This window comes from Burkholderia sp. FL-7-2-10-S1-D7 (assembly GCF_001524185.1).
Lineage (GTDB): Bacteria > Pseudomonadota > Gammaproteobacteria > Burkholderiales > Burkholderiaceae > Burkholderia > Burkholderia diffusa.
In genome coordinates this window covers 83,972-102,796 of the sequence record NZ_LOWY01000014.1, presented here as the reverse complement: position 1 = coordinate 102,796, position 18,825 = coordinate 83,972, and the positions used below count along the sequence as shown (strand labels likewise).

The window sequence follows — 18,825 nt, the reverse complement described above, 5'->3', positions numbered from 1 at the left end:
CGAGCGGCGGCCTGCAACGACGCTGATCCGACGAATTCATCGGCGTCGTGCGGCGCCTGCGACACTGGCCGCACTGCACGAAACAGCGCGTCCGGCGGACCACGTTCAAGCCCTGTCCGACATGAACCGACGGCATGATCACGTCATCGCAAATGCGGGCATCCCGCATCGGTCCTGGTCCATACTGTCTCGCTATCGACGATTTCCTGACCGTCTCTGCCGCCCCGGATGGCTGTCATGCGCGTTCAACCTGCGTTGCTCTTTCTCGTCGGCACCCTGCTCACCGCGGGCGGCTACGGCGCAACCTTCCTGCTGTCGATGCGCTTTCGCGCGATTGGCGGCAGCGATCTCGATACCGGCGCCGCACTGGCCGCCGCGACCGTCGGCACCTTCGCCGGTCTGGCGGTGGTCGGCTGGTTTTCGCGGCAAATCGGCGCCGCGCGAATCGCCGCGCTGTCGTCGCTGTGCATCGGCGCCGGCATCGTCGGCTTCGCACTCGTCGGGCGCGCGCCGGCCGCCGATTTGCCGTCCGGCTTCCTGGTCGGCTTCGGCTGGGGCGCGTTTCATCTGGCCGCGCCGATGTCGCTTGCGGAGCGCACGAGCGGCGTCGCCCGAAACGTGTGGTTCTTCCGTTCGGCGACCTTCCAGATGACGGGGATCGGCATGTCCCCCGCGTTCTCGGCGTATGCGATGCGGCTGCTGCACTGGTCGATCGACGACACGCTTTATGCGGTCGGCGCGCTGTGCGCGCTCGCGTCGCTGATGTTCGAGGCGTTCGGTCGCCTGTGTCCGCACTCGCCCGCCGCTGCGTCCGGTGGCCGCTGGGTGCGCGAACTCCGGGCCATCTCGCGCACGCGCGCGGCCGCGCCGATCGCGATGATCGCACTCGGCACCTGCGTGTTCTCCGGCCTGATGACGTTCCAGATGTCGCTCATTCAAGGCACGCAGGCGCGTGCCGGCACATTCTTCAGCCTTTACACGATGACGGTGCTGAGTGCGCGCTGGCTGCTCGGGAAATGGGTGAGGATGGCGCGCCCCGAAACCGCGACCAAGGGGTTGCTCATGATGATGATGAGCGGTGCGCTCGCCATGTTCGGCGCCGCCGAGCATGCATCGCTACAGTCCGTCGCGGCCGTGCTGCTCGGCGCCGGCTACGGGCTCATGTATCCGGTCATCCAGGCGCAGGCGCTCAACGATTGCGCGGATACGCAACGGCACGGCGTGCTGACATGGTTCGTCGCGTCGTATTTCATCGGCACGTTCGGCTTTCCGTCGGTCGGCGGCTGGGTGATGGTGCACGCCGGCAAGGGCGCGTTGCTGATGCTCATCGCGAGCTGCGGGCTCGCGGCGCTGTCGCTCGCGTTCCTGCACGACCGGCCCGCGCCGGTGCGCACTCGATAGGCGGCTGCGGGACGCCCGCTCGATCAACCAGGCTTCTTCGGCGCACGTGCGATGGCGAACCACCCCATCATCGCGCCCGCGACCCACGCGCAGGTCAGCAGCAGGTCGAGGTCCATCATTCCTTCGAAATTCGCACTGTTCTCGAAGCTGCAATGCCGGCTGCCGAGGAACGCGATGCAACCGGTGGCGACCCCCTGGACGTGCATGAATACGTGATAGACGGCGAAAGCCGAAGTGATGATGGCGACGCGCAAGCGTATGGTTGTTTTCATTCGGCGCCGGAGGCGGAGGGATGGTCTGACGCCGATCTTAAGACAACGACGCCGCATCGGACAATCGATCCCGCGCGAACGTTGCGACCGGCATGCACGACGGCCAATCGCCATCCGCACAAACCCCGAGAAAATCGATCGCGCCGCGCGGTCGGCACGACTTCGTTTGGTGCTCGACGCACGCGGGTTTGCAGTATTCACACCGCCCGACGACGGCTTTCTCGTCGGCAATCATCGCCGCCGGATCGATGACGCGCATCGCTTACGCGCCGTCGATCTGCCTGAGCGTCGCAAGGCAATCCACCGCGAGCCGCTGATAAACCCGCGTGCCATTCGCCTTCGCGTCGATCTCCGCGGCGCTCAGCCGCCGCACCACGCGCCCCGGCACGCCAGCAAGCAGCACACCGCGCGGCACGTCGTAGCCGGCCTTCACGAACGCGCAGGCCGCAACGATCGTCGTCGCGCCGATCGTCGCGCCGTCCATCACGACCGCGTTCATCCCGACCATCGTGTCCGGTTCGAGCGTCGCGCCGTGCACGATCGCGCCATGGCCGATGTGGCTGTTCACGCCGAGCCGGCACGTCTCGCCGATGCCGACGTGCAGCACGCAACCGTCCTGCACGTTGCTGCCTTCCTCGACGACGATCGCGCCGAAGTCACCGCGCAGGCTCGCATGCGGGCCGATGTAGCAGCCCGCGCCGATCGTCACGTCGCCGATCACGACCGCGCTCGGATGAACGTACGCAGACGGATGGACGCGGGGCCGCATGCCGTTGAATTCGAACAGCGGCATCGCTCAGAGCACCGCGGCCGCTTCGGGAACGAGCGTGAACAGGTCGCCGACGAGGCCGTAATCGGCCACGCTGAAGATCGGCGCTTCCGGATCCTTGTTGATCGCGACGATCACCTTCGAATCCTTCATGCCGGCCAGGTGTTGAATCGCACCCGAGATGCCGACCGCGATGTACAGCTGCGGCGCAACGATCTTGCCGGTCTGGCCGACCTGATAGTCGTTCGGCACGTAGCCGGCGTCCACTGCCGCGCGCGATGCGCCGAGTGCGGCGTTCAGCTTGTCGGCCAGCGGCTCCAGCACCTGGGTGTAGTTTTCACCGCTGCCCAGACCACGGCCGCCCGACACGATGATGCTCGCCGACGTCAGCTCCGGACGATCCAGCTTCGTCACTTCACGGCTCACGAACTGCGATTTGCCTGCATCGGCCGCCGCTTCGATCTTCTCGACCGACGCACTGCCGCCTTCCGCCGCCACCGGATCGAAACCCGTCGCACGCACCGTGATGACCTTGACCGAATCACTCGACTGCACCGTCGCGATCGCATTGCCTGCGTAGATCGGACGCTCGAACGTGTCGGCCGAAACGACCGCCGTGATGTCCGAGATCTGCGCGACGTCCAGTTTCGCGGCGATACGCGGCGCGACGTTCTTGCCATAGGCGGTTGCCGGCGCGAGGATGTGCGAGTAGTGCGCCGCGATGGTCAGCACCGTCGCTTCGATGTTCTCTGCGAGCCCGTCCGCAAGCTGCGGCGCGTCGGCCAGCAACACCTTCGACACGCCTGCGATCTTCGCCGCTGCGTCTGCCGCTGCTTGCGCGTTGTGTCCCGCGACCAGCACGTGAATGTCGCCGCCGACGAATTTGCCAACCTCGGCAGCCGCCGCCACCGCATTCAACGTCGCGGCCTTGATCGGCGAAGCCCCGCCTGCCGATACCGCGTCGTGCTCGGCAATTACCAGAATCGTCATGTTCGTCCGCTCCCTCTTACAGCACCTTGGCTTCGGTCTTCAGCTTCTCGACCAGCGTCTTCACGTCCGGCACCTTCACGCCAGCCGCGCGCTTCGGCGGCTCGGCCACCTTCAGCGTCTTCAGACGCGGCGTGACGTCCACGCCCAGGTCTTCCGGCTTCACGGTTTCGAGCGGCTTCTTCTTCGCCTTCATGATGTTCGGCAGCGTCACGTAGCGCGGCTCGTTCAGGCGCAGGTCGGTCGTGACGACTGCCGGCAGTTGAAGCGACAGCGTTTCCGCGCCGCCGTCGACTTCACGCGCAACCGTGGCGCGGCCATCGGCAATCGTGACCTTCGACGCGAACGTCGCTTGCGGCAGGCCCGCCAGCGCGGCCAGCATCTGACCCGTCTGGTTCGAATCGTCGTCGATCGCCTGCTTGCCGAGGATCACGAGTTGCGGCTGTTCCTTGTCGACCAGCGCCTTCAGGATCTTCGCGACGGCCAGCGGCTCGACGCTGTCGTTCGACTCGACGAGGATCGCGCGATCCGCACCGATCGCCAGCGCCGTGCGCAGCGTTTCCTGTGCCTGAGCGACACCGACCGACACCGCCACCACCTCCGTCACGACGCCGGCCTCCTTCAATCGCACGGCCTCTTCCACCGCGATTTCGTCGAACGGATTCATCGACATTTTCACGTTCGCGATGTCGACGCCGGTGCGGTCGGACTTCACGCCGACCTTCACGTTCGCGTCGACCACGCGCTTCACTGCCACGAGCGCTTTCAACTGCCTGTCTCCTGTTTGGTTACGCGTACCGTGTTGCGTCAGCGCGCAGTGTAGCCGCCGTCGATCACCAGCTCCGCACCCGTCACGTAGCGGCCCGCCGGCGAAACGAGATACAGGATGCCGGCCGCGATGTCGCGCGGGCTGCCGATCTTCGCCATCGGCACGTGCGTCTGCAGATAACCAAACACGTCGTCGGGGTTCTGCCCCATCTGGCGGAACGCCTCCTCGAGCATCGGCGTGCGGATATAGCCCGGATGCACCGAGTTCGCGCGGATGTTCTTTGCCGCATACAGCATCGCGTCGACCTTCGCCATCATCCGCACCGCGGCCTTCGACGCGTGATACGCGGGCACGTCGGGACCGCCGACGATCCCGTACATCGACGACAGGTTCACGATCGAGCCGCCGCCGGCCGCGTCGATGTGCGGAATCGCGGCACGCGTGCACAGGAACACGCCGTTGACGTTCACGTCCTGCACGCGCTGCCATTGCGCGAGCGTGAGCTCGTGCGTCGGCACGTTGTGCCCTTCGATGCCCGCGTTGTTCACGAGCACGTCGAGGCGCCCGAAGCGCGCGACGATCTCGCCGAACACGCGCGACACGTCGGCCTCGTGCGTCACGTCGAGCGACCAGAACGCGGCCTGGCCGCCCTGCGCGCGGATCTCCTCGACGAGCGCTTCCGCCGGTTGCGACAGCACGTCGAGGATCGCGACGCTCGCGCCGGCCGCGGCCAGCGTGCGTGCCGTTTCCGCGCCGATGCCGCGCGCACCGCCGGTGATCGCGGCCACCTTGCCGCGCAGGTCGAACAGGTCTTCGATGAGTTTCATCTTGTCTCCGTGTATGCAAACGGGCCGCCCGCTGTCGGAGCGGCTTTAAGGGAATCCGGCGTTATCGCGCAATCCGCGCCGCAAGAAAATCGAGGCATTCCCGATTGAAATAATCGGCGTGTTCCACCATCACCCAGTGGCCGCACCGGTTCATCAGCACGAAGCGCGCATCGCGGCAGCGCTCGAGGAACGTCAGCGCGCCACTGACCGGATTGAAGCGATCGTCCGTGCCCCAGAAGCCGAGCACCGGGCAGCGCAGGTCGCCGAGCGCACCCGTCAGGTTCGGCACGCTCATCGTCGACAGCACTTCGGTCGGCTGTTCGACGCACACCTTCATCCGCTCGGCGACCAGCGCGTCGGTGACGATCGCCGGGTCGTGCACGAGCAGCGTCAGCAGCTCGCGCATGGTGTCGTCATTCATCTGGCGATTGGTGAACAGCTTCACCATCCGCTGGATTCCTTCCATCCGGAAATAGGTGTCGCGGTCCTCGACGCCGCCCGGTGCCATCATGATCAGCCCGTCGACCTCATCGGGATAGTCGAGTGCATATTTCAGCGCGATCGCACCGCCCAGCGAGTTGCCGAGCAGCACGGCCGGCCCGATGCCGAGCGCGGACAGCTGCGCATGCAGCGCACCGACGAAGAAATCGAGCGTATAGGCGACGTCGGACGGCTTCGACGACTGCCCGTAGCCAGGCAAGTCGACGACGATCGTGCGATGGCCGGCGTCCGCGAACGCCGGATAGTTGTGCTTGAAGTTGCTGAAACCGCTGGCGCCCGGGCCGCTGCCGTGGATGAACACCACCGGGCGGCCTTCGCCCGCCTCGAAATGATGCAGGCGCAGGCCGCCCGGTGCGTCGGTGAAGATGCCGGTCGGCGGCGTCATGGGGGTCGTCATCGCGGGTTGTCTCCTTCGTCGATCGATGGATGCCTGCCACGATGATTGCGCCGCCGGCGCCGGCCGGCATCATCCTTTCAGACTACGAAACCGCGCGCGCTTGTTCCTATCATCGGGCCACCGAAACGGAGGCAGACGATGAACGGATTCGACTACAGCGGCAAGACGGTGCTCGTGACGGGCGGCACCAAAGGCATCGGGCGGCGCATCGCCGAGCGGTTTCTCGCGGCGGGCGCGCGCGTGTTCGTGTGCGGGCGCAGCGCACCCGACACGCCGCCTTCGGCCGGCGGCCGCACGGCCACCTTCGTCGCCGCCGACCTGCGCGACATCGAACAGGTCGACGCGCTGCTCGCGACGATCCGCGACGCCACCGGCTGCCTCGACGTGCTGGTCAACAACGCGGGCGGCTCGCCGTTCGTGCTCGCGGCCGACGCATCACCGCGCTTCACCGAGTCGATCGTGCGGCTGAACCTGATCGCGCCGCTGCAGCTCGCGCAACGCGTGAACGCGATCATGCAGCCGCAGCCGCACGGCGGCGTGATGCTGTTCATCGCGAGCGTCAGCGCATCGCGACCCTCGCCCGGCACCGCCGCCTACGGCGCCGCGAAGGCGGGCCTCGTCAACGCCGTCACGTCGCTCGCGGTCGAATGGGCGCCGCGCGTGCGCGTGTGCGCGATCAGCCCGAGCCTCGTGCAGACGGAATCCGCGACCGAAGGCCACTACGGCGACGACGCCGCGCTCGACGCGATCCGCGCGACGATTCCCGCCGGACGGCTCGCGACGCCCGACGACGTCGCGTCGGCGTGCCTGTTCCTCGCGTCGCCCGATGCGTCGTACACGTCCGGCGCGAACCTGCGGCTCGACGGCGGCGGCGAACGGCCCGCGTTCCTGGCGGCGGCACAAACGGAACCACGCTGACGCGCGCGACGCGACCGGCGCGCCCCGATCGTTTCCAGTCCTAGGGAAGTCATCTAGTTCATTTCGACGATTCCCTGCTACCGCGATCTCCCTACTCTGCCTCTCACGACAACCACAGTCGACCGTCGTCGATACCCCAGAGGAGACACCATGCATCAACGGATTTCGCGCCGTACCGACAAGCGGGCCACCGCCACGCTGTCGACGCTGGCCGCGGCGCTGCTCACGTGCGCCGTTCCCAACGCGCACGCAGGCAGCACGATCGAGCTTGGCGCCGACACGACGCTGGACTACACGTTCGCGTTGAGTTACGGCCTCGGCATGCGCACGCGCGCACCGAGCGGCAATTTGCTGACGCCCGCGAACATCAATGGCGACGACGGCGATCGCAACTTCGCGAAGAACAAGCTGATCGAGAATCAGGTCAGCCTGCTCGGCGAAGTGAACCTGAAGCACGACGACTGGGGTGTGTTCGTCCGCGCGAGTACGTTCTACGATCAGGCCTATCACCGCCCGAACTACAACGACGCTCCGGGTACCGTGAACCAGTCGGGCCAGTACAACAACTTCACGAGCGATGCCCGTTACTGGTCGGGCGGCCACACGACACTGCTCGCCGCCTACGCGTACAACACCTTCAAGATCGGCGCGACGAGCCTGAACGTGAAGGTCGGCGACCAGGTGGTCGCCTGGGGCGAAAGCCTGTTCTTCCCGAACATCGCGGGCGCGCAAGGCCCGGCCGACGCCACCAAGTCCTACGTCGCCGGCGCGCAGGTGAAGGACATCCTGCTGCCCGTGCCGCAGATCTCGACGCAGTGGCAGATCACGCCGAACTTCAGCCTGCTCGGCTACTACCAGTTCTCGTTCCAGCAGAACCGCCTGACCGCGCCCGGCACCTACTGGAGCTATTCGGACGTGGTCGGCCCGGGCGCGCAGTTCATCATCGGCCCGGGCGGGCTGATCATTCCGCGCGGGGCCGACGAAAAACCGAGCGCACACAACCAGTGGGGTATCGGCGCACGCGTGCGCGTGTTCGGCGATACCGAGCTCGGCGTGTATCACCTGCATTACAACGACATGAACCCGAGTGTCGTCACGTCGTTCTATCCCGTGCTTCAGTACCGGCAGACCTATTTCAACAACATCAAGCTGACCGGCGCGAGCTTCTCGACGCAGGTCGGTCCGGTCAACGTCGCGGGCGAAGCGTCATACCGCCAGGGCGCGGCCGTGCTCGTCAACACGCCGACCGGCGCGCAGGCGACGCGCGCGAACGTCACGCAGCTCAACCTGTCCGGCATCTACTCGATCGGGCCGAGCTTCCTCGCGAATTCGCAGTCGCTGGTCGGTGAAATCACGTACGTGCACGCCGGCGGTATCTCGGCCGTCGACGGCTCGACGACCCTCGCGAACTCGCGCAACGCGCTCGCCCTCGAGGTGGCCTGGACGCTCAGCTACAAGAACGTGTTCAACGGCTGGGATCTCGACGTGCCGCTCACGTACACGCATGACCTGGCGGGTACCTCGCCGCTGGCCGGCGCGCTCGGCTCGCTGACGGGCCAGGGCGACCACCGCGTGACCGCCGGCGTCACGTTCACGCGCCTGAGCAACCTGTCGCTGGCGCTCGTCTACGCGAAGTTCCTCGGTTCGCCGAACCCCGTCACGCGTCCGCTTGCCGATCGGGACTACGTGCTGGCCACGGCGACCTACCACTTCTGAGCGGCCCGGCCGCTCGTCACTCAGCAAGAAGAGGATTTGTCATGAAACGAACTCGTCTCCCCCTCCTGCGCGCGTCGGTGATGGCCGCGTGCGCGCTCGTCGCGACGGCGTCGTTCCCGAAGGTCACGCCGGATGACCTGAAGGCACTCGACGGCCCGCTCACGCCGATGGGCGCGGTGCGCGCCGCGAGCAAGGACAGCGGCGTGCCCGAATGGTCGGGCAAGTGGCTCGGCACGCCGCCCGACGTGCAGTACAAGCGCGGCAGCCGCTACCCCGATCCGTTCGCGAGCGAGAAGCCGGTCGCGACGATCACCGCAGAGAACATGGCGCAGTACGCGGAGCACCTGACCGACGGCCAGAAGGCGATGTTCAAGCGCTACCCGGCCACGTTCAAGATCAACGTCTACCCGAGCCATCGCGACTTCCGCTACGCGGATTCGGTCTACAAGGACATCCGCACGTACGCGCCGGATTCGACGATGACGTCCGACGCAAACGGCCTCACGAACGCGCCGCCGACGGTGCCCTACCCGATCCCGAAGACCGCCGCCGAGCTGCTGTGGAACCAGCGTTTCTCGTCGGCGATCGGCGCCGAGCAAGCGACCTACGACCAGGCAGTCGTGTACTCGGACGGCAACATCGCGTGGGGCAAGGTGCGCTACGACATCTACTCGCCGCGCAACTCCGGCAAGTTCGACGTGAAGAGCGACCTGAACAACCGCACGTACTACCGCAATGCGACGGAGCTGCCGCTGTCCGACCGCGGCTCGCTGATCGTCGGCTTCACGAACTGGGACAAGGCCGGCGCCGACAACTCGTCGCGCACGTGGATGTACAACCCCGGCACGCGCCGCGTGCGCCAGGCGCCCGAATACGGCTATGACCAGCCGCAGGGCCCGGGCGGCTTCCGCACCGTCGACGACGACCGCCTGTACAACGGCCCCGGCGACCGCTACGACTGGAAGATCGTCGGCAAGCGCGAGATCTACGTGCCGTACGACAACTACAAGGCGATGGACACCTCGGTGAAGTATGCAGACCTGCTGACCAAGGGCCACGAGAATCCGGCCTACATCCGCTACGAGCTGCATCGCGTGTGGGTGCTGCAGGCGACGCTGAAGAGCAACTACCGTCACCAGTATGCGAAGCGCGTGCTGTACATCGACGAGGATTCGTGGATGACGCTGCTTGCCGACAACTACGACGCGCGCGGCCAGCTGTGGCGCACCAACGTCGCGACGACGCTGTATGCGTATGACGCGAAGGTGTTCTACCCGGGCGTCGTGTTCTACCACGACCTGATCTCCGGCGCGTACATGGCGGACCGCCTGACGAACGAAGGCCCGATGCCGAAGCTCGACAACAGCCCGCAGTTCAACGAGGCGTATTTCTCGCCGGACGCGATCCGCAGTTCGGGCAACTAAGCAACTGGCTGACGCGGCACGCCCGCGTCCCACGCGCCGGAGCCCCGCTCCGGCGCCCGACGCCGCCCGCGACGGCGGCCTTTTTCCATTCGAGATTCGAGGGCCCTTTCATGTCTTCCCGCCTGCATACGACGCTCGGCGACGAGCTGTACGCCGCGTGGCACGCACGCGCACCGGTCGCGCCGCTGTCGAGCCGCCCGCGCCGGCTGTCGCTCGACGACGCCTACCGCATCCAGCAGTGCTTCATCGAACGTCGCATCGAGCGCGGCGAAACGGTGGTCGGCAAGAAGATCGGCGTGACGAGCCAGGCCGTGCAGGACATGCTGAACGTGCGCCAGCCCGATTTCGGCATCCTGCTGTCCGGCATGCACTACGCGGCCGGCGAGGCGATTGCCACCGAATCGCTGATCGCACCGCGCGCCGAGGGCGAAATCGCGTTCGTCCTCGCGCGTGACCTGCGCGGCCCCGGCATCGACCGCACCGACGTGATCGCCGCGACCGCCGCCGTCGCGCCGTGCTTCGAGATCGTCGATTCGCGCATCCGGGACTGGGCGATCCGCATCGAGGACACCGTCGCCGACAACGCGTCGTGCGGCGTGTACGTGCTCGGCGAAGCACGCGTCGACCCACGCACGCTCGACCTCGCCGCGTGCGACATGACGATCGAGAAGAACGGCGAGCGCGTCGCGCAAGGCCGCGGCGACGCCGCGCTCGGCCATCCCGCCGACGCCGTCGCGTGGCTCGCGAACACCCTCGCCGAATACGACGTGCCGCTGCTGGCCGGCGAGATCGTGCTGTCCGGCTCGCTCGCGAAGCTGATTCCGGTCACAGCCGGCGACGCGCTGTCGATGCACATTTCCGGCATCGGCAGCTGCGACGTCCGCTTTATCTAAAGGAACGAACCTGATGAAGAAAATCAAATGCGCACTGATCGGGCCCGGCAACATCGGCACCGACCTGCTGTACAAGCTGCGCCGCTCGACCGTGCTCGAACCCGTGTGGATGGTCGGCGTCGACCCGGCATCCGACGGCCTCGCGCGCGCCCGCGAATTCGGCCTCAAGACCACCGACAAGGGCGTCGACGGGCTGCTGCCGCACGTCGCCGCCGACGACATCCGCATCGCGTTCGACGCGACCTCCGCCTACGTGCATCGCGACAACTCCGACAAGCTCACCGCGCTCGGCGTGAAGATGATCGACCTGACGCCCGCCGCGATCGGGCCGTATTGCGTGCCGCCGGTGAACCTCGACGCGCACCTCGACAGCGCGCAGATGAACGTGAACATGGTGACCTGCGGCGGCCAGGCGACGATCCCGATGGTGTACGCGGTGTCGCGCGTGCAGCCGGTCGCGTACGGCGAGATCGTCGCCACCGTCTCGTCGCGCTCGGTCGGCCCCGGCACGCGCAAGAACATCGACGAATTCACGCGCACGACGTCCGGCGCGATCGAACAGGTCGGCGGCGCGCGCAAGGGCAAGGCGATCATCGTCATCAATCCGGCCGAACCGCCGCTGATCATGCGCGACACGATCCACTGCCTGACCGACGGCCCGCCCGACGTCGACGCGATCACGGCCTCCGTGCACGCGATGGTCAAGGAAGTGCAGCGCTACGTGCCCGGCTACACGCTGAAGAACGGCCCGGTGTTCGACGGCAATCGCGTGTCGGTCTTCATGGAAGTCGAGGGGCTCGGCGACTACCTGCCGAAATACGCGGGCAACCTCGACATCATGACCGCCGCCGCGGCCGCCACGGCCGAGCGTTTCGCCGAACAGATGCTGGCCGCTGCGGCCGCCACCGCTTGAGTCGAGGAGTCACACGATGTCACTTGCAGGCAAGAAGATCACCGTCCACGACATGTCGCTGCGCGACGGGATGCACCCGAAACGTCATCAGATCACGCTCGACCAGATGCGCAACGTCGCGCGCGGGCTCGATGCGGCCGGCGTGCCGCTGATCGAGGTCACGCACGGCGACGGGCTCGGCGGCGCGTCGGTCAATTACGGTTTCCCCGCGCATACCGACGAGGCGTACCTGAGCGCCGTCATTCCGGAATTGAAGCAGGCGAAGGTATCGGCGTTGCTGCTGCCCGGCATCGGCACCGTCGAGCATCTGCGCATGGCGCACGAACTCGGCGTCGGCACGATCCGCGTCGCGACGCACTGCACCGAGGCCGACGTGTCGGAACAGCACATCGGCCTCGCGCGCACACTTGGGCTCGATACGGTCGGCTTTTTGATGATGGCGCACATGTCGTCGCCGGAGCAGCTCGTCGTGCAGGCGAAGCTGATGGAGTCGTATGGCGCGAACTGCATCTACATCACCGATTCGGCCGGCCACATGCTGCCCGACGACGTGACCGCGCGGATCGGTCAGGTGCGCGACGCGCTGAAGCCGGACACGGAGCTCGGCTTCCACGGCCATCACAACCTCGCGATGGGCGTAGCGAACTCGGTCGCGGCCGTTGCCGCGGGCGCAAACCGGATCGATGCGGCCGCAGCCGGCCTCGGTGCCGGCGCGGGCAACACGCCGATGGAAGTGTTCGTCGCGGTGTGCGACCGGATGGGGATCGAGACGGGTGTCGACGTGTTCGCGATTTCCGACGTGGCCGAGGATCTCGTCGTGCCGATCATGGACGCACCGATCCGCCTCGACCGCGATGCGCTGACGCTCGGCTATGCGGGCGTCTACTCGTCGTTCCTGCTGTTCGCGAAGCGCGCGGAAGCGAAATACGGGATTCCGGCGCGCGACATCCTCGTCGAACTGGGCCGCCAGCGGCTCGTCGGCGGGCAGGAGGACATGATCGAGGATGCGGCGCTGACGATGGTTCGGGCGCGAGAGGTGGCGGCGTAATCGACGTACTCGACGTACTCGACGTACTCGACGTACTCGACGCGGTATCGGGTTGCATCGCCCGATACCGCGTCGATCAAGTGGAACGGGGCGCGATGCGCCCCGTTTTCTTTTCTGAGTGCACCGGCTCCGCCGACGGCATCGCGAATGTCCCTTGCAGCACGATGTCGATACTGCCGTCCGGCATGAATCGTGCGCATCGTCCCTCCCCGGCTCATCCGATACAGCCCCTGCTGACACCACGCTGTCAGCAGCCACGGCGCAGCATGAATCGAACGACGTTCAAGGAGCGACCTATCGTGCCGAATTCGGGTCATCTCGCCCCGGCCGCCTGCGCCACCGCCGAACGGCGCGGCATGACGCTGCTGACCCTGTGCCTCGCCGTGCTCGTCGCGCAGGTCGACACGGCCGTCGTCAATCTCGCGACACGCGCGATCGGCGACTATTTCCACGCGGGCGTGGGCACATTGCAATGGGTCGTCGACAGCTACAACCTCACTTACGCGGTGCTGCTGCTGACCGGCGGCCTGCTCGCCGACCTGCACGGCCGGCGCCGCATCTTCATCGCGGGCACGGCCCTCTTCACCGTCGCGTCGCTGCTGTGCGCGCTCGCGCCTTCGGTAGCGGTACTGATCGCCGCCCGCGCGCTGGCCGGTGTCGGCGCGGCGCTACTGCTGCCGGCGTCGCTCGCGATCGTGCGCGTGGTGTGGCGCGATCCGGTCGAGCGTGGTCGCGCGCTCGGCATCTGGGCCGCGTGCAACGGCGTGGCGATGGCGATCGGCCCGACACTCGGCGGCGTGCTGATCCGGCACTTCGGCTGGCGCAGCATCTTCTTCGTCGTCGTGCCGCTGAGCGTCGGTGCGATGCTGCTCGCGATCCCGGCGGTGCCCGAATCGTCCGATCCGCGCGGCCGGCACGTCGACGTCGGCGCGCAGGTCACGGGCGTGCTCGCGCTCGGCGCGCTGGCGTATGCGGCGATCGTGTTCCGCGACTCACCGGCTGCGTGCGCGCTCGCGGGCGGCGTCGCGATCGCTTCGCTCGCCGCATTCGTGTCGATCGAACGGCGTCACGGCGCGGCCGCGCTCGTGCCGCTCGAACTCTTCCGGATCGGCGCGTTTCGTGGCGCGATCGCCGCGACCGCAGGCATGACGTTCGGGATGTACGGCGTGCTGTTCCTGCTGCCGCTCTGCTGGCAAGGCTCCGGCCGCCTCGATTCGACTGGCGCGGGCCTCGCGCTGCTGCCGATGGCGCTCGTGTTCGTTCTCGTATCGCCATGGTCGGGGCCGCTGTCCGAGCGGATCGGCTCGCGTGCGGCCACATCCGGCGGTGTCGCCCTGATCGCGAGCGGGCTCGCGACGATCGGCGCATCAGCCGGTTCGTCGAGCCTGCTCGGCGCCGAACTCGGGCTCGCGTTGACGGGGCTCGGCATGGGGATCGCGACGGGTCCGTTGATGACCATCGCCGTCGGCGCGGTCGACGCCGCGCGTTCGGGCACCGCGAGTGCGCTCGTCAATGTCGCGCGAATGACCGGCGCGACGCTCGGCATCGCCGTGCTCGGCACGCTGTTCGCAGCCGCGCACGGCGGTGCGGCCGGCTTGCGCGCGGCGATGTTCGCGGGCGCGGCCGTTCAGCTGACGGGCGCCGCGGTGTCGGCCGTCAGCATGCAGCGTGCGCGGCACGCGGCGTAACGCGATGCCGCCGGGTTATGCGATGCCGGTATGCACCGCCCTTGCCGTCAACGATGCTTCCCGCCGTGCCGCTTGCGCCGATGCGCTTCGCGCGCCTGCAGCAGCGACGGCATCAGTTCCTCGATGTATTGCCGCGCCTGCCCGCGCGTCACAATCTCGCTGAAGCGCTGATGGGCCTTGTCATGCCCGACCAGCGCCGCATGCGCTTTCTTCAGGATGTGCAGATACGCGATCAGGCTCGTGCCGTCGCGCACGGGCAGCGCATCGCGCGGGTCTGGGTCCGGTGTCGTACTCATGATCCGATCCTTTGCGGGCAGTCGGTGCGGCAGGTCGTGGTGACGAGCGCCAGCAGGTCGTTCGCGAGACGGTCGCGGTCCGTCAGCGGCGCGAGGCCGAACAGCCGCTCGAGCGTCGCGGCGACCGACGCATGGTCGTACGGCGTATGGTCGACCTGCCCCGCCGCGACCCACGGCGAAATCACGATCGCCGGCACCCGCACGCCGTACACGTCGAACCCGAAGCCGCTCGCGTTCAACGTCCCCGCTGCGCCATCGTTCGGCGGCGGCGCGGCGCCCGGCCTGACCGAATCGTAGAAGCCGCCATGCTCGTCGTAGCAGATCACGAGCAGGCTGCTCTCCCACACCGGCGAATTGCGGATCGCGTCGTACACACGCGCGGCGAGCTGGTCGCCACCGGCCAGGCCATCCATCGGGTGCTGCGAACTGCCGTTCTGATAGGTGCCGTGCACGATGTCGCCGTAGCCGGGCTCGATGAACGTATAGCGCGCCGTATAGCCGGCCGCGAGATCGGCCTCGAAATGCGCGAGGTCGTCGATGTCGAAGAAGCTGATGCCCTTCAGCGATGCCACCTGCGGCACGTGGCCGAGCGGATCGCCCGTCTGGTCCTGGTAGATGCGCCAGTTGTCGTCGCCGAGCGCGGCGAAGATCGAACCTTTCGGGTAGGGGAAGCCGTCGAATGCGTCCCATCCGGCCATTTCCTCCTTGGTCGGCGAATGGTCGAGCCCGGCCGACGACGCACCGTGCAGGAAGAAGCGGTTCGGCCAGGTCGGCCCCGGCATCGACGCATGCCACGCGTCGCACAGCACGAATGCGTTCGCGAGCGCGTACAGCGACGGCGCCTGCGTCGCGATGTTGACGCCCTGCATGATCTTGCCCGCATCGGCTGGCTGCGGCGGCGTGCCTTCGGAATGCGACGTCGCGTAGTTCGACACGAACCCCGAATTGTCGATGCTCGGATAAGGTCGCCCTTTGACGAACGGCACGCCCGCGCCGCAAAGCTGCTCAAGCACGTCGGTGAATTCGTGGCACGGATCGGTCGGCATCCGGTCGGGTGCGCCGCCGCCGAACGGGTAGACCGCATCGCCATACGCGTTGCTGTTACCCGGTGACGCGGCAACGATGTCGGGATAGCCCGACAGCGCGAACAGATGGTCGAACGAGCGGTTCTCGAGCATCAGCACGAACACGTGCCGGATGCGGTCCTGAACCGACGGAGCTGCGGGAACTGAAGGATCTGCGGGGGCTGCGTCTGCACTCATGGCGCCTCCTGGCGTCGCGCGACGAAAGTCCTGCTGGCACGATCGCGGCGGCACGGAAAGAAACTGAAAGGAAAGGCGCTGCAGCGTGCGCGGGCCGCGAATTGCCGACGAGTGTACGGCTACGCCGGCATGCGCGTAAAGCCGGGCACGGCGCGCGGCACGACACGGGCATTCAGCCGACGACCGGCGTGGGTGGGGAAAGCGATGCGCGGCGAATCGACGCGTGCGGAGAAAACGAGCCGAATCGGGCGATTCGACCGGAGAGAATGCGGCCTCGGGCGCCGCGGCACTGCCCCGCCGGCGGCGACCGCCGAACGGCGCGAGCCGCGCCGTCCATCCGGTGTGCCCGGCCACATGAACGGGCCGGACGGGTTTCGATCGGTGCGGCGTTGCGCTGGCCGATCGCTACTGCTTTAGCGACGCGGTTGCCCGGGGCGCTGCGGACGCGTCGAATTCGCGTCCTTGTGGCGGAAGTTGATGCGGCCCTTGGTCAGGTCGTACATCGACAGTTCCAGCGTCACACGGTCACCCGCGAGAATGCGGATGTGGTTCTTGCGCATGCGGCCCGACGCATACGCGCCGACCACGACGCCGTTTTCCAGCGTGACACGGTATTTGCTGTCCGGCAGCACTTCGTCGACGATTCCGTCCAGTTCCAGCAGTTCTTCTTTTGCCAAACCAATTCCTCCAGACAAGGTAATGACCGCGGCCGCGGCGAGTTCACCGGCGCCGTGCCCCGCAACGGGACGGCGGCCGGCGGGATGCCGGGGATCAATTCGTTCAGACGGACGACGCGCCCGTCTTGCAATCGGAGCCCGGCGCAATGCGGCGGTCGGGCGGTCGGTGGCGGCGGTGCAATCGGCACCGCGCAAAGTCGGGACCGCGCCGCGTGAGGCATGGCGACGGTCTACTCGGGTTGCAGCATGGGCCGCTGGCGACGCGGCGAGCGCTTCGCGAGGGCGTTGGATCGCAGGTCGTACGGACCTGCGATGGATGAGAGAAGCACACGACCGATGCATCGTGAATTCCGCGATGCATCGGTCGTGTGCGTCGAAACGCGCAGGACACCGGCTCGGGCCGGCATCCGCGCGAAATTCGTCCGGCAGCGGCCGCCATTCGACGGCCGGTGCCGACGCGGCTTACTGCGGCGTGATGTTCGACGCTTGCAGACCCTTCGGGCCGCGCTTCACTTCGAAGCTGACCTTCTGGCCTTCGGCCAGGGTCTTGAAGCCCGTGCCGCGAATTTCCGAGAAATGGGCGAACAGATCGTCGCCGCCGTTGTCCGGGGAGATGAAACCAAAGCCCTTGGTTTCGTTGAACCACTTGACGGTACCGGTATCCACAAATACTTCCTTAATACGATTGATACGAACGATGAACATGCGCCCGTGACGAGCACAGAAAGAATCAAAAGAGGGAGAGACCAACGACTGCCGCACCGCGTGCGGCCAATGATGAGCAATCGAACTTCTTGAAGACTTCGGTCTCGGACACTACGCGGTGCAGACCGATCCGTCAAGCTCTTTCGATGCGATGCAGGCGCGCGGTCGCGCGCGCGCCTTGCCTGGCGGGGGTCGCGGCGATCTGGAGGCAAAACGATGCAGCCCCTATTTTCGCCGCGTTCACCCCGCTTTCACCCCGCTACTGCCCGTCACCGCGGCTCGAACACGTGATGCAGCGCCGGCGGCGTCGCACCGTCGCGGATCGTCATCTCGAACGTCTTGCGCGCGACGCTCGACGGCCGCACGTCGGCTGCGTCCAGGTAGAACTGCGAATACCAGTCGCGCATCTGGTACAGCGGCCCGTCGCCTTCGCACAGCAGCGGGTTGTCGATGCGCGTCTTGCTGTGCCAGATGTCGACGTCCTCGTAGAACGCGCGCTGCGCTTCCTTCACGTATGCGTTCGCGATCTCCAGGTTCTGCGCATCGCTCAGGCCGGCCACCTTCTTCACGATCACGCCGTAGCGCAGCTCGAAGCTGTTCATGTCGATCGGCACGTGACAGTTCAGCAACACCGAATGGATCGGCTGCCCGCCGCTTTGCCCCATCATCTGCGTGATGTGCACGGCCGGCCCGAAATACGTCGACAACGCGGTCAGGCTGTCGCCGCCGAGCTTCTCGCTGCGGCCGACCATCAGCTGCGTCGCCTTGTGATCCTCGAACAGGTTCGCGAAATAGTCGATCGGCGCGCGGTGCACGGTCGCGAAGTGCGCGACGTCCGAGATGTTGTCGACCAGCTCGCGGCAATTCGCCTGGATCACCATCTTGTCGACGACCCAGTCCGACCATTCGTCGGAGAAGCACACGTCGAGGCGCGGAATCGCGACTTCCGGCGGCGGCGCATTGCCTTCCGGGTCGTTCCACACGAACAGCAGGTTGTTTTCCTCGCAGGTCGGCCACGCGCCGATGCGCGCCTTCGGCGGAATCCGCTTGCAGTAAGGGATCGACGCGCACTGCCCTTCGCCGTTCCACGCCCAGCCGTGGAACGGGCACACGAGGTTGTCGCCTTCGACCTTGCCGAGGCTCAGGTCGGCGCCCATGTGCGGGCAATACGCGTCGACGACGTTGACCTTGCCGGTCGAATCGGCGAACGCGGCAAGCTTGCGGCCGAACGCGTTCAGCGTATGCGGCTTGCCGTCCTTGTAGTCGCGGGCGAGCCCGAGGCAGTGCCAGCCGCGCGCATAGCGCTGCGCGAGCGGCTGGGCTTCGATCTTGTAAGGGCGTGCGGACATGTGGGTTGACTCC

General features: G+C 66.9%; 20 protein-coding genes. 8 read left to right on the top strand and 12 right to left on the bottom strand.

The features are described from left to right. The first annotated feature begins 237 nt into the window (after positions 1-237). Positions 238-1,401, top strand: a complete 1,164-nt coding sequence (locus WS75_RS05020) for an MFS transporter (protein ID WP_059679720.1) — start codon at positions 238-240, stop codon at positions 1,399-1,401. Between the two features lie 23 nt (positions 1,402-1,424). On the opposite strand, the gene WS75_RS05015 is transcribed toward WS75_RS05020, so the two are convergent. From WS75_RS05015 to WS75_RS04985, 7 genes are all read right to left on the bottom strand, one after another. After that, positions 1,425-1,673, bottom strand: a complete 249-nt coding sequence (locus WS75_RS05015) for a hypothetical protein (RefSeq protein WP_059679436.1) — start codon at positions 1,671-1,673, stop codon at positions 1,425-1,427. 37 nt (positions 1,674-1,710) lie between these two features. Then, positions 1,711-1,932 (bottom strand): hypothetical protein, encoded by a 222-nt coding sequence (locus WS75_RS05010; protein WP_059679435.1) that lies wholly within the window; start codon positions 1,930-1,932, stop codon positions 1,711-1,713. Between the two features lie 3 nt (positions 1,933-1,935). Next, complete coding sequence (locus WS75_RS05005) at positions 1,936-2,466, bottom strand: acyltransferase (RefSeq protein ID WP_059679434.1); 531 nt, start codon at positions 2,464-2,466, stop codon at positions 1,936-1,938. Between the two features lie 3 nt (positions 2,467-2,469). After that, positions 2,470-3,432, bottom strand: coding sequence for an electron transfer flavoprotein subunit alpha/FixB family protein (locus WS75_RS05000; protein ID WP_059679433.1), 963 nt, complete (start codon positions 3,430-3,432; stop codon positions 2,470-2,472). Between the two features lie 16 nt (positions 3,433-3,448). Beyond that, entirely contained in the window at positions 3,449-4,198 is a 750-nt protein-coding gene (locus WS75_RS04995) for an electron transfer flavoprotein subunit beta/FixA family protein (protein WP_059679432.1), read from the bottom strand. Positions 4,199-4,236: 38 nt separating this feature from the next. Continuing rightward, complete coding sequence (locus WS75_RS04990) at positions 4,237-5,025, bottom strand: SDR family NAD(P)-dependent oxidoreductase (RefSeq protein WP_059679431.1); 789 nt, start codon at positions 5,023-5,025, stop codon at positions 4,237-4,239. Between the two features lie 61 nt (positions 5,026-5,086). Beyond that, positions 5,087-5,923 carry an alpha/beta fold hydrolase gene (locus WS75_RS04985; RefSeq protein ID WP_059679430.1) on the bottom strand — a complete coding sequence of 279 codons (837 nt, stop codon included), beginning with the start codon at positions 5,921-5,923 and terminating at the stop codon, positions 5,087-5,089. Between the two features lie 138 nt (positions 5,924-6,061). Here WS75_RS04985 and WS75_RS04980 point away from each other — a divergent pair, with 138 nt between their 5' ends. The 7 genes from WS75_RS04980 (at position 6,062) to WS75_RS04950 (ending at position 14,523) form a co-directional block, all read left to right on the top strand. Then, positions 6,062-6,841 (top strand): SDR family oxidoreductase, encoded by a 780-nt coding sequence (locus WS75_RS04980; RefSeq protein ID WP_059679429.1) that lies wholly within the window; start codon positions 6,062-6,064, stop codon positions 6,839-6,841. A 150-nt stretch (positions 6,842-6,991) separates the two neighbouring features. Next, positions 6,992-8,557: a DUF1302 domain-containing protein gene (locus tag WS75_RS04975; RefSeq protein WP_059679428.1), complete on the top strand. Its 1,566-nt coding sequence runs from the start codon at positions 6,992-6,994 to the stop codon at positions 8,555-8,557. 41 nt (positions 8,558-8,598) lie between these two features. Beyond that, positions 8,599-9,981 carry a DUF1329 domain-containing protein gene (locus tag WS75_RS04970; protein ID WP_059679427.1) on the top strand — a complete coding sequence of 461 codons (1,383 nt, stop codon included), beginning with the start codon at positions 8,599-8,601 and terminating at the stop codon, positions 9,979-9,981. A 110-nt stretch (positions 9,982-10,091) separates the two neighbouring features. Further along, positions 10,092-10,874 carry a 2-oxopent-4-enoate hydratase gene (gene dmpE, locus WS75_RS04965; protein WP_059679426.1) on the top strand — a complete coding sequence of 261 codons (783 nt, stop codon included), beginning with the start codon at positions 10,092-10,094 and terminating at the stop codon, positions 10,872-10,874. Positions 10,875-10,887: 13 nt separating this feature from the next. Continuing rightward, positions 10,888-11,787 carry an acetaldehyde dehydrogenase (acetylating) gene (locus tag WS75_RS04960; RefSeq protein ID WP_059679425.1) on the top strand — a complete coding sequence of 300 codons (900 nt, stop codon included), beginning with the start codon at positions 10,888-10,890 and terminating at the stop codon, positions 11,785-11,787. Positions 11,788-11,803: 16 nt separating this feature from the next. Further along, positions 11,804-12,835, top strand: a complete 1,032-nt coding sequence (dmpG, locus tag WS75_RS04955; RefSeq protein WP_059679424.1) for a 4-hydroxy-2-oxovalerate aldolase — start codon at positions 11,804-11,806, stop codon at positions 12,833-12,835. A gap of 356 nt (positions 12,836-13,191) precedes the next feature. Beyond that, the gene (locus WS75_RS04950) at positions 13,192-14,523 is read left to right on the top strand and encodes an MFS transporter (RefSeq protein WP_179948874.1); all 1,332 of its coding nucleotides are present in this window, start codon (positions 13,192-13,194) and stop codon (positions 14,521-14,523) included. 47 nt (positions 14,524-14,570) lie between these two features. Here WS75_RS04950 and WS75_RS04945 read toward each other — a convergent pair whose 3' ends face one another. The 5 genes from WS75_RS04945 to WS75_RS04925 all read right to left on the bottom strand — a co-directional run bounded on the left by WS75_RS04945 (position 14,571) and on the right by WS75_RS04925 (position 18,812). Continuing rightward, positions 14,571-14,819 (bottom strand): hypothetical protein, encoded by a 249-nt coding sequence (locus tag WS75_RS04945; protein ID WP_059679422.1) that lies wholly within the window; start codon positions 14,817-14,819, stop codon positions 14,571-14,573. After that, entirely contained in the window at positions 14,816-16,081 is a 1,266-nt protein-coding gene (locus tag WS75_RS04940; protein ID WP_059679421.1) for an alkaline phosphatase family protein, read from the bottom strand. Before WS75_RS04940 ends, WS75_RS04945 begins: the two co-directional genes overlap by 4 nt. A 413-nt stretch (positions 16,082-16,494) precedes the next feature. Then, positions 16,495-16,758 carry a translation initiation factor IF-1 gene (infA, locus tag WS75_RS04935; protein ID WP_059600526.1) on the bottom strand — a complete coding sequence of 88 codons (264 nt, stop codon included), beginning with the start codon at positions 16,756-16,758 and terminating at the stop codon, positions 16,495-16,497. A 462-nt stretch (positions 16,759-17,220) separates the two neighbouring features. Then, entirely contained in the window at positions 17,221-17,424 is a 204-nt protein-coding gene (locus WS75_RS04930) for a cold-shock protein (RefSeq protein ID WP_006483056.1), read from the bottom strand. A gap of 308 nt (positions 17,425-17,732) precedes the next feature. Then, a complete protein-coding gene (locus WS75_RS04925; RefSeq protein ID WP_059679420.1) occupies positions 17,733-18,812 on the bottom strand; it encodes a Rieske 2Fe-2S domain-containing protein in 1,080 nt (359 codons plus the stop codon). Positions 18,813-18,825: the final 13 nt, after the last annotated feature.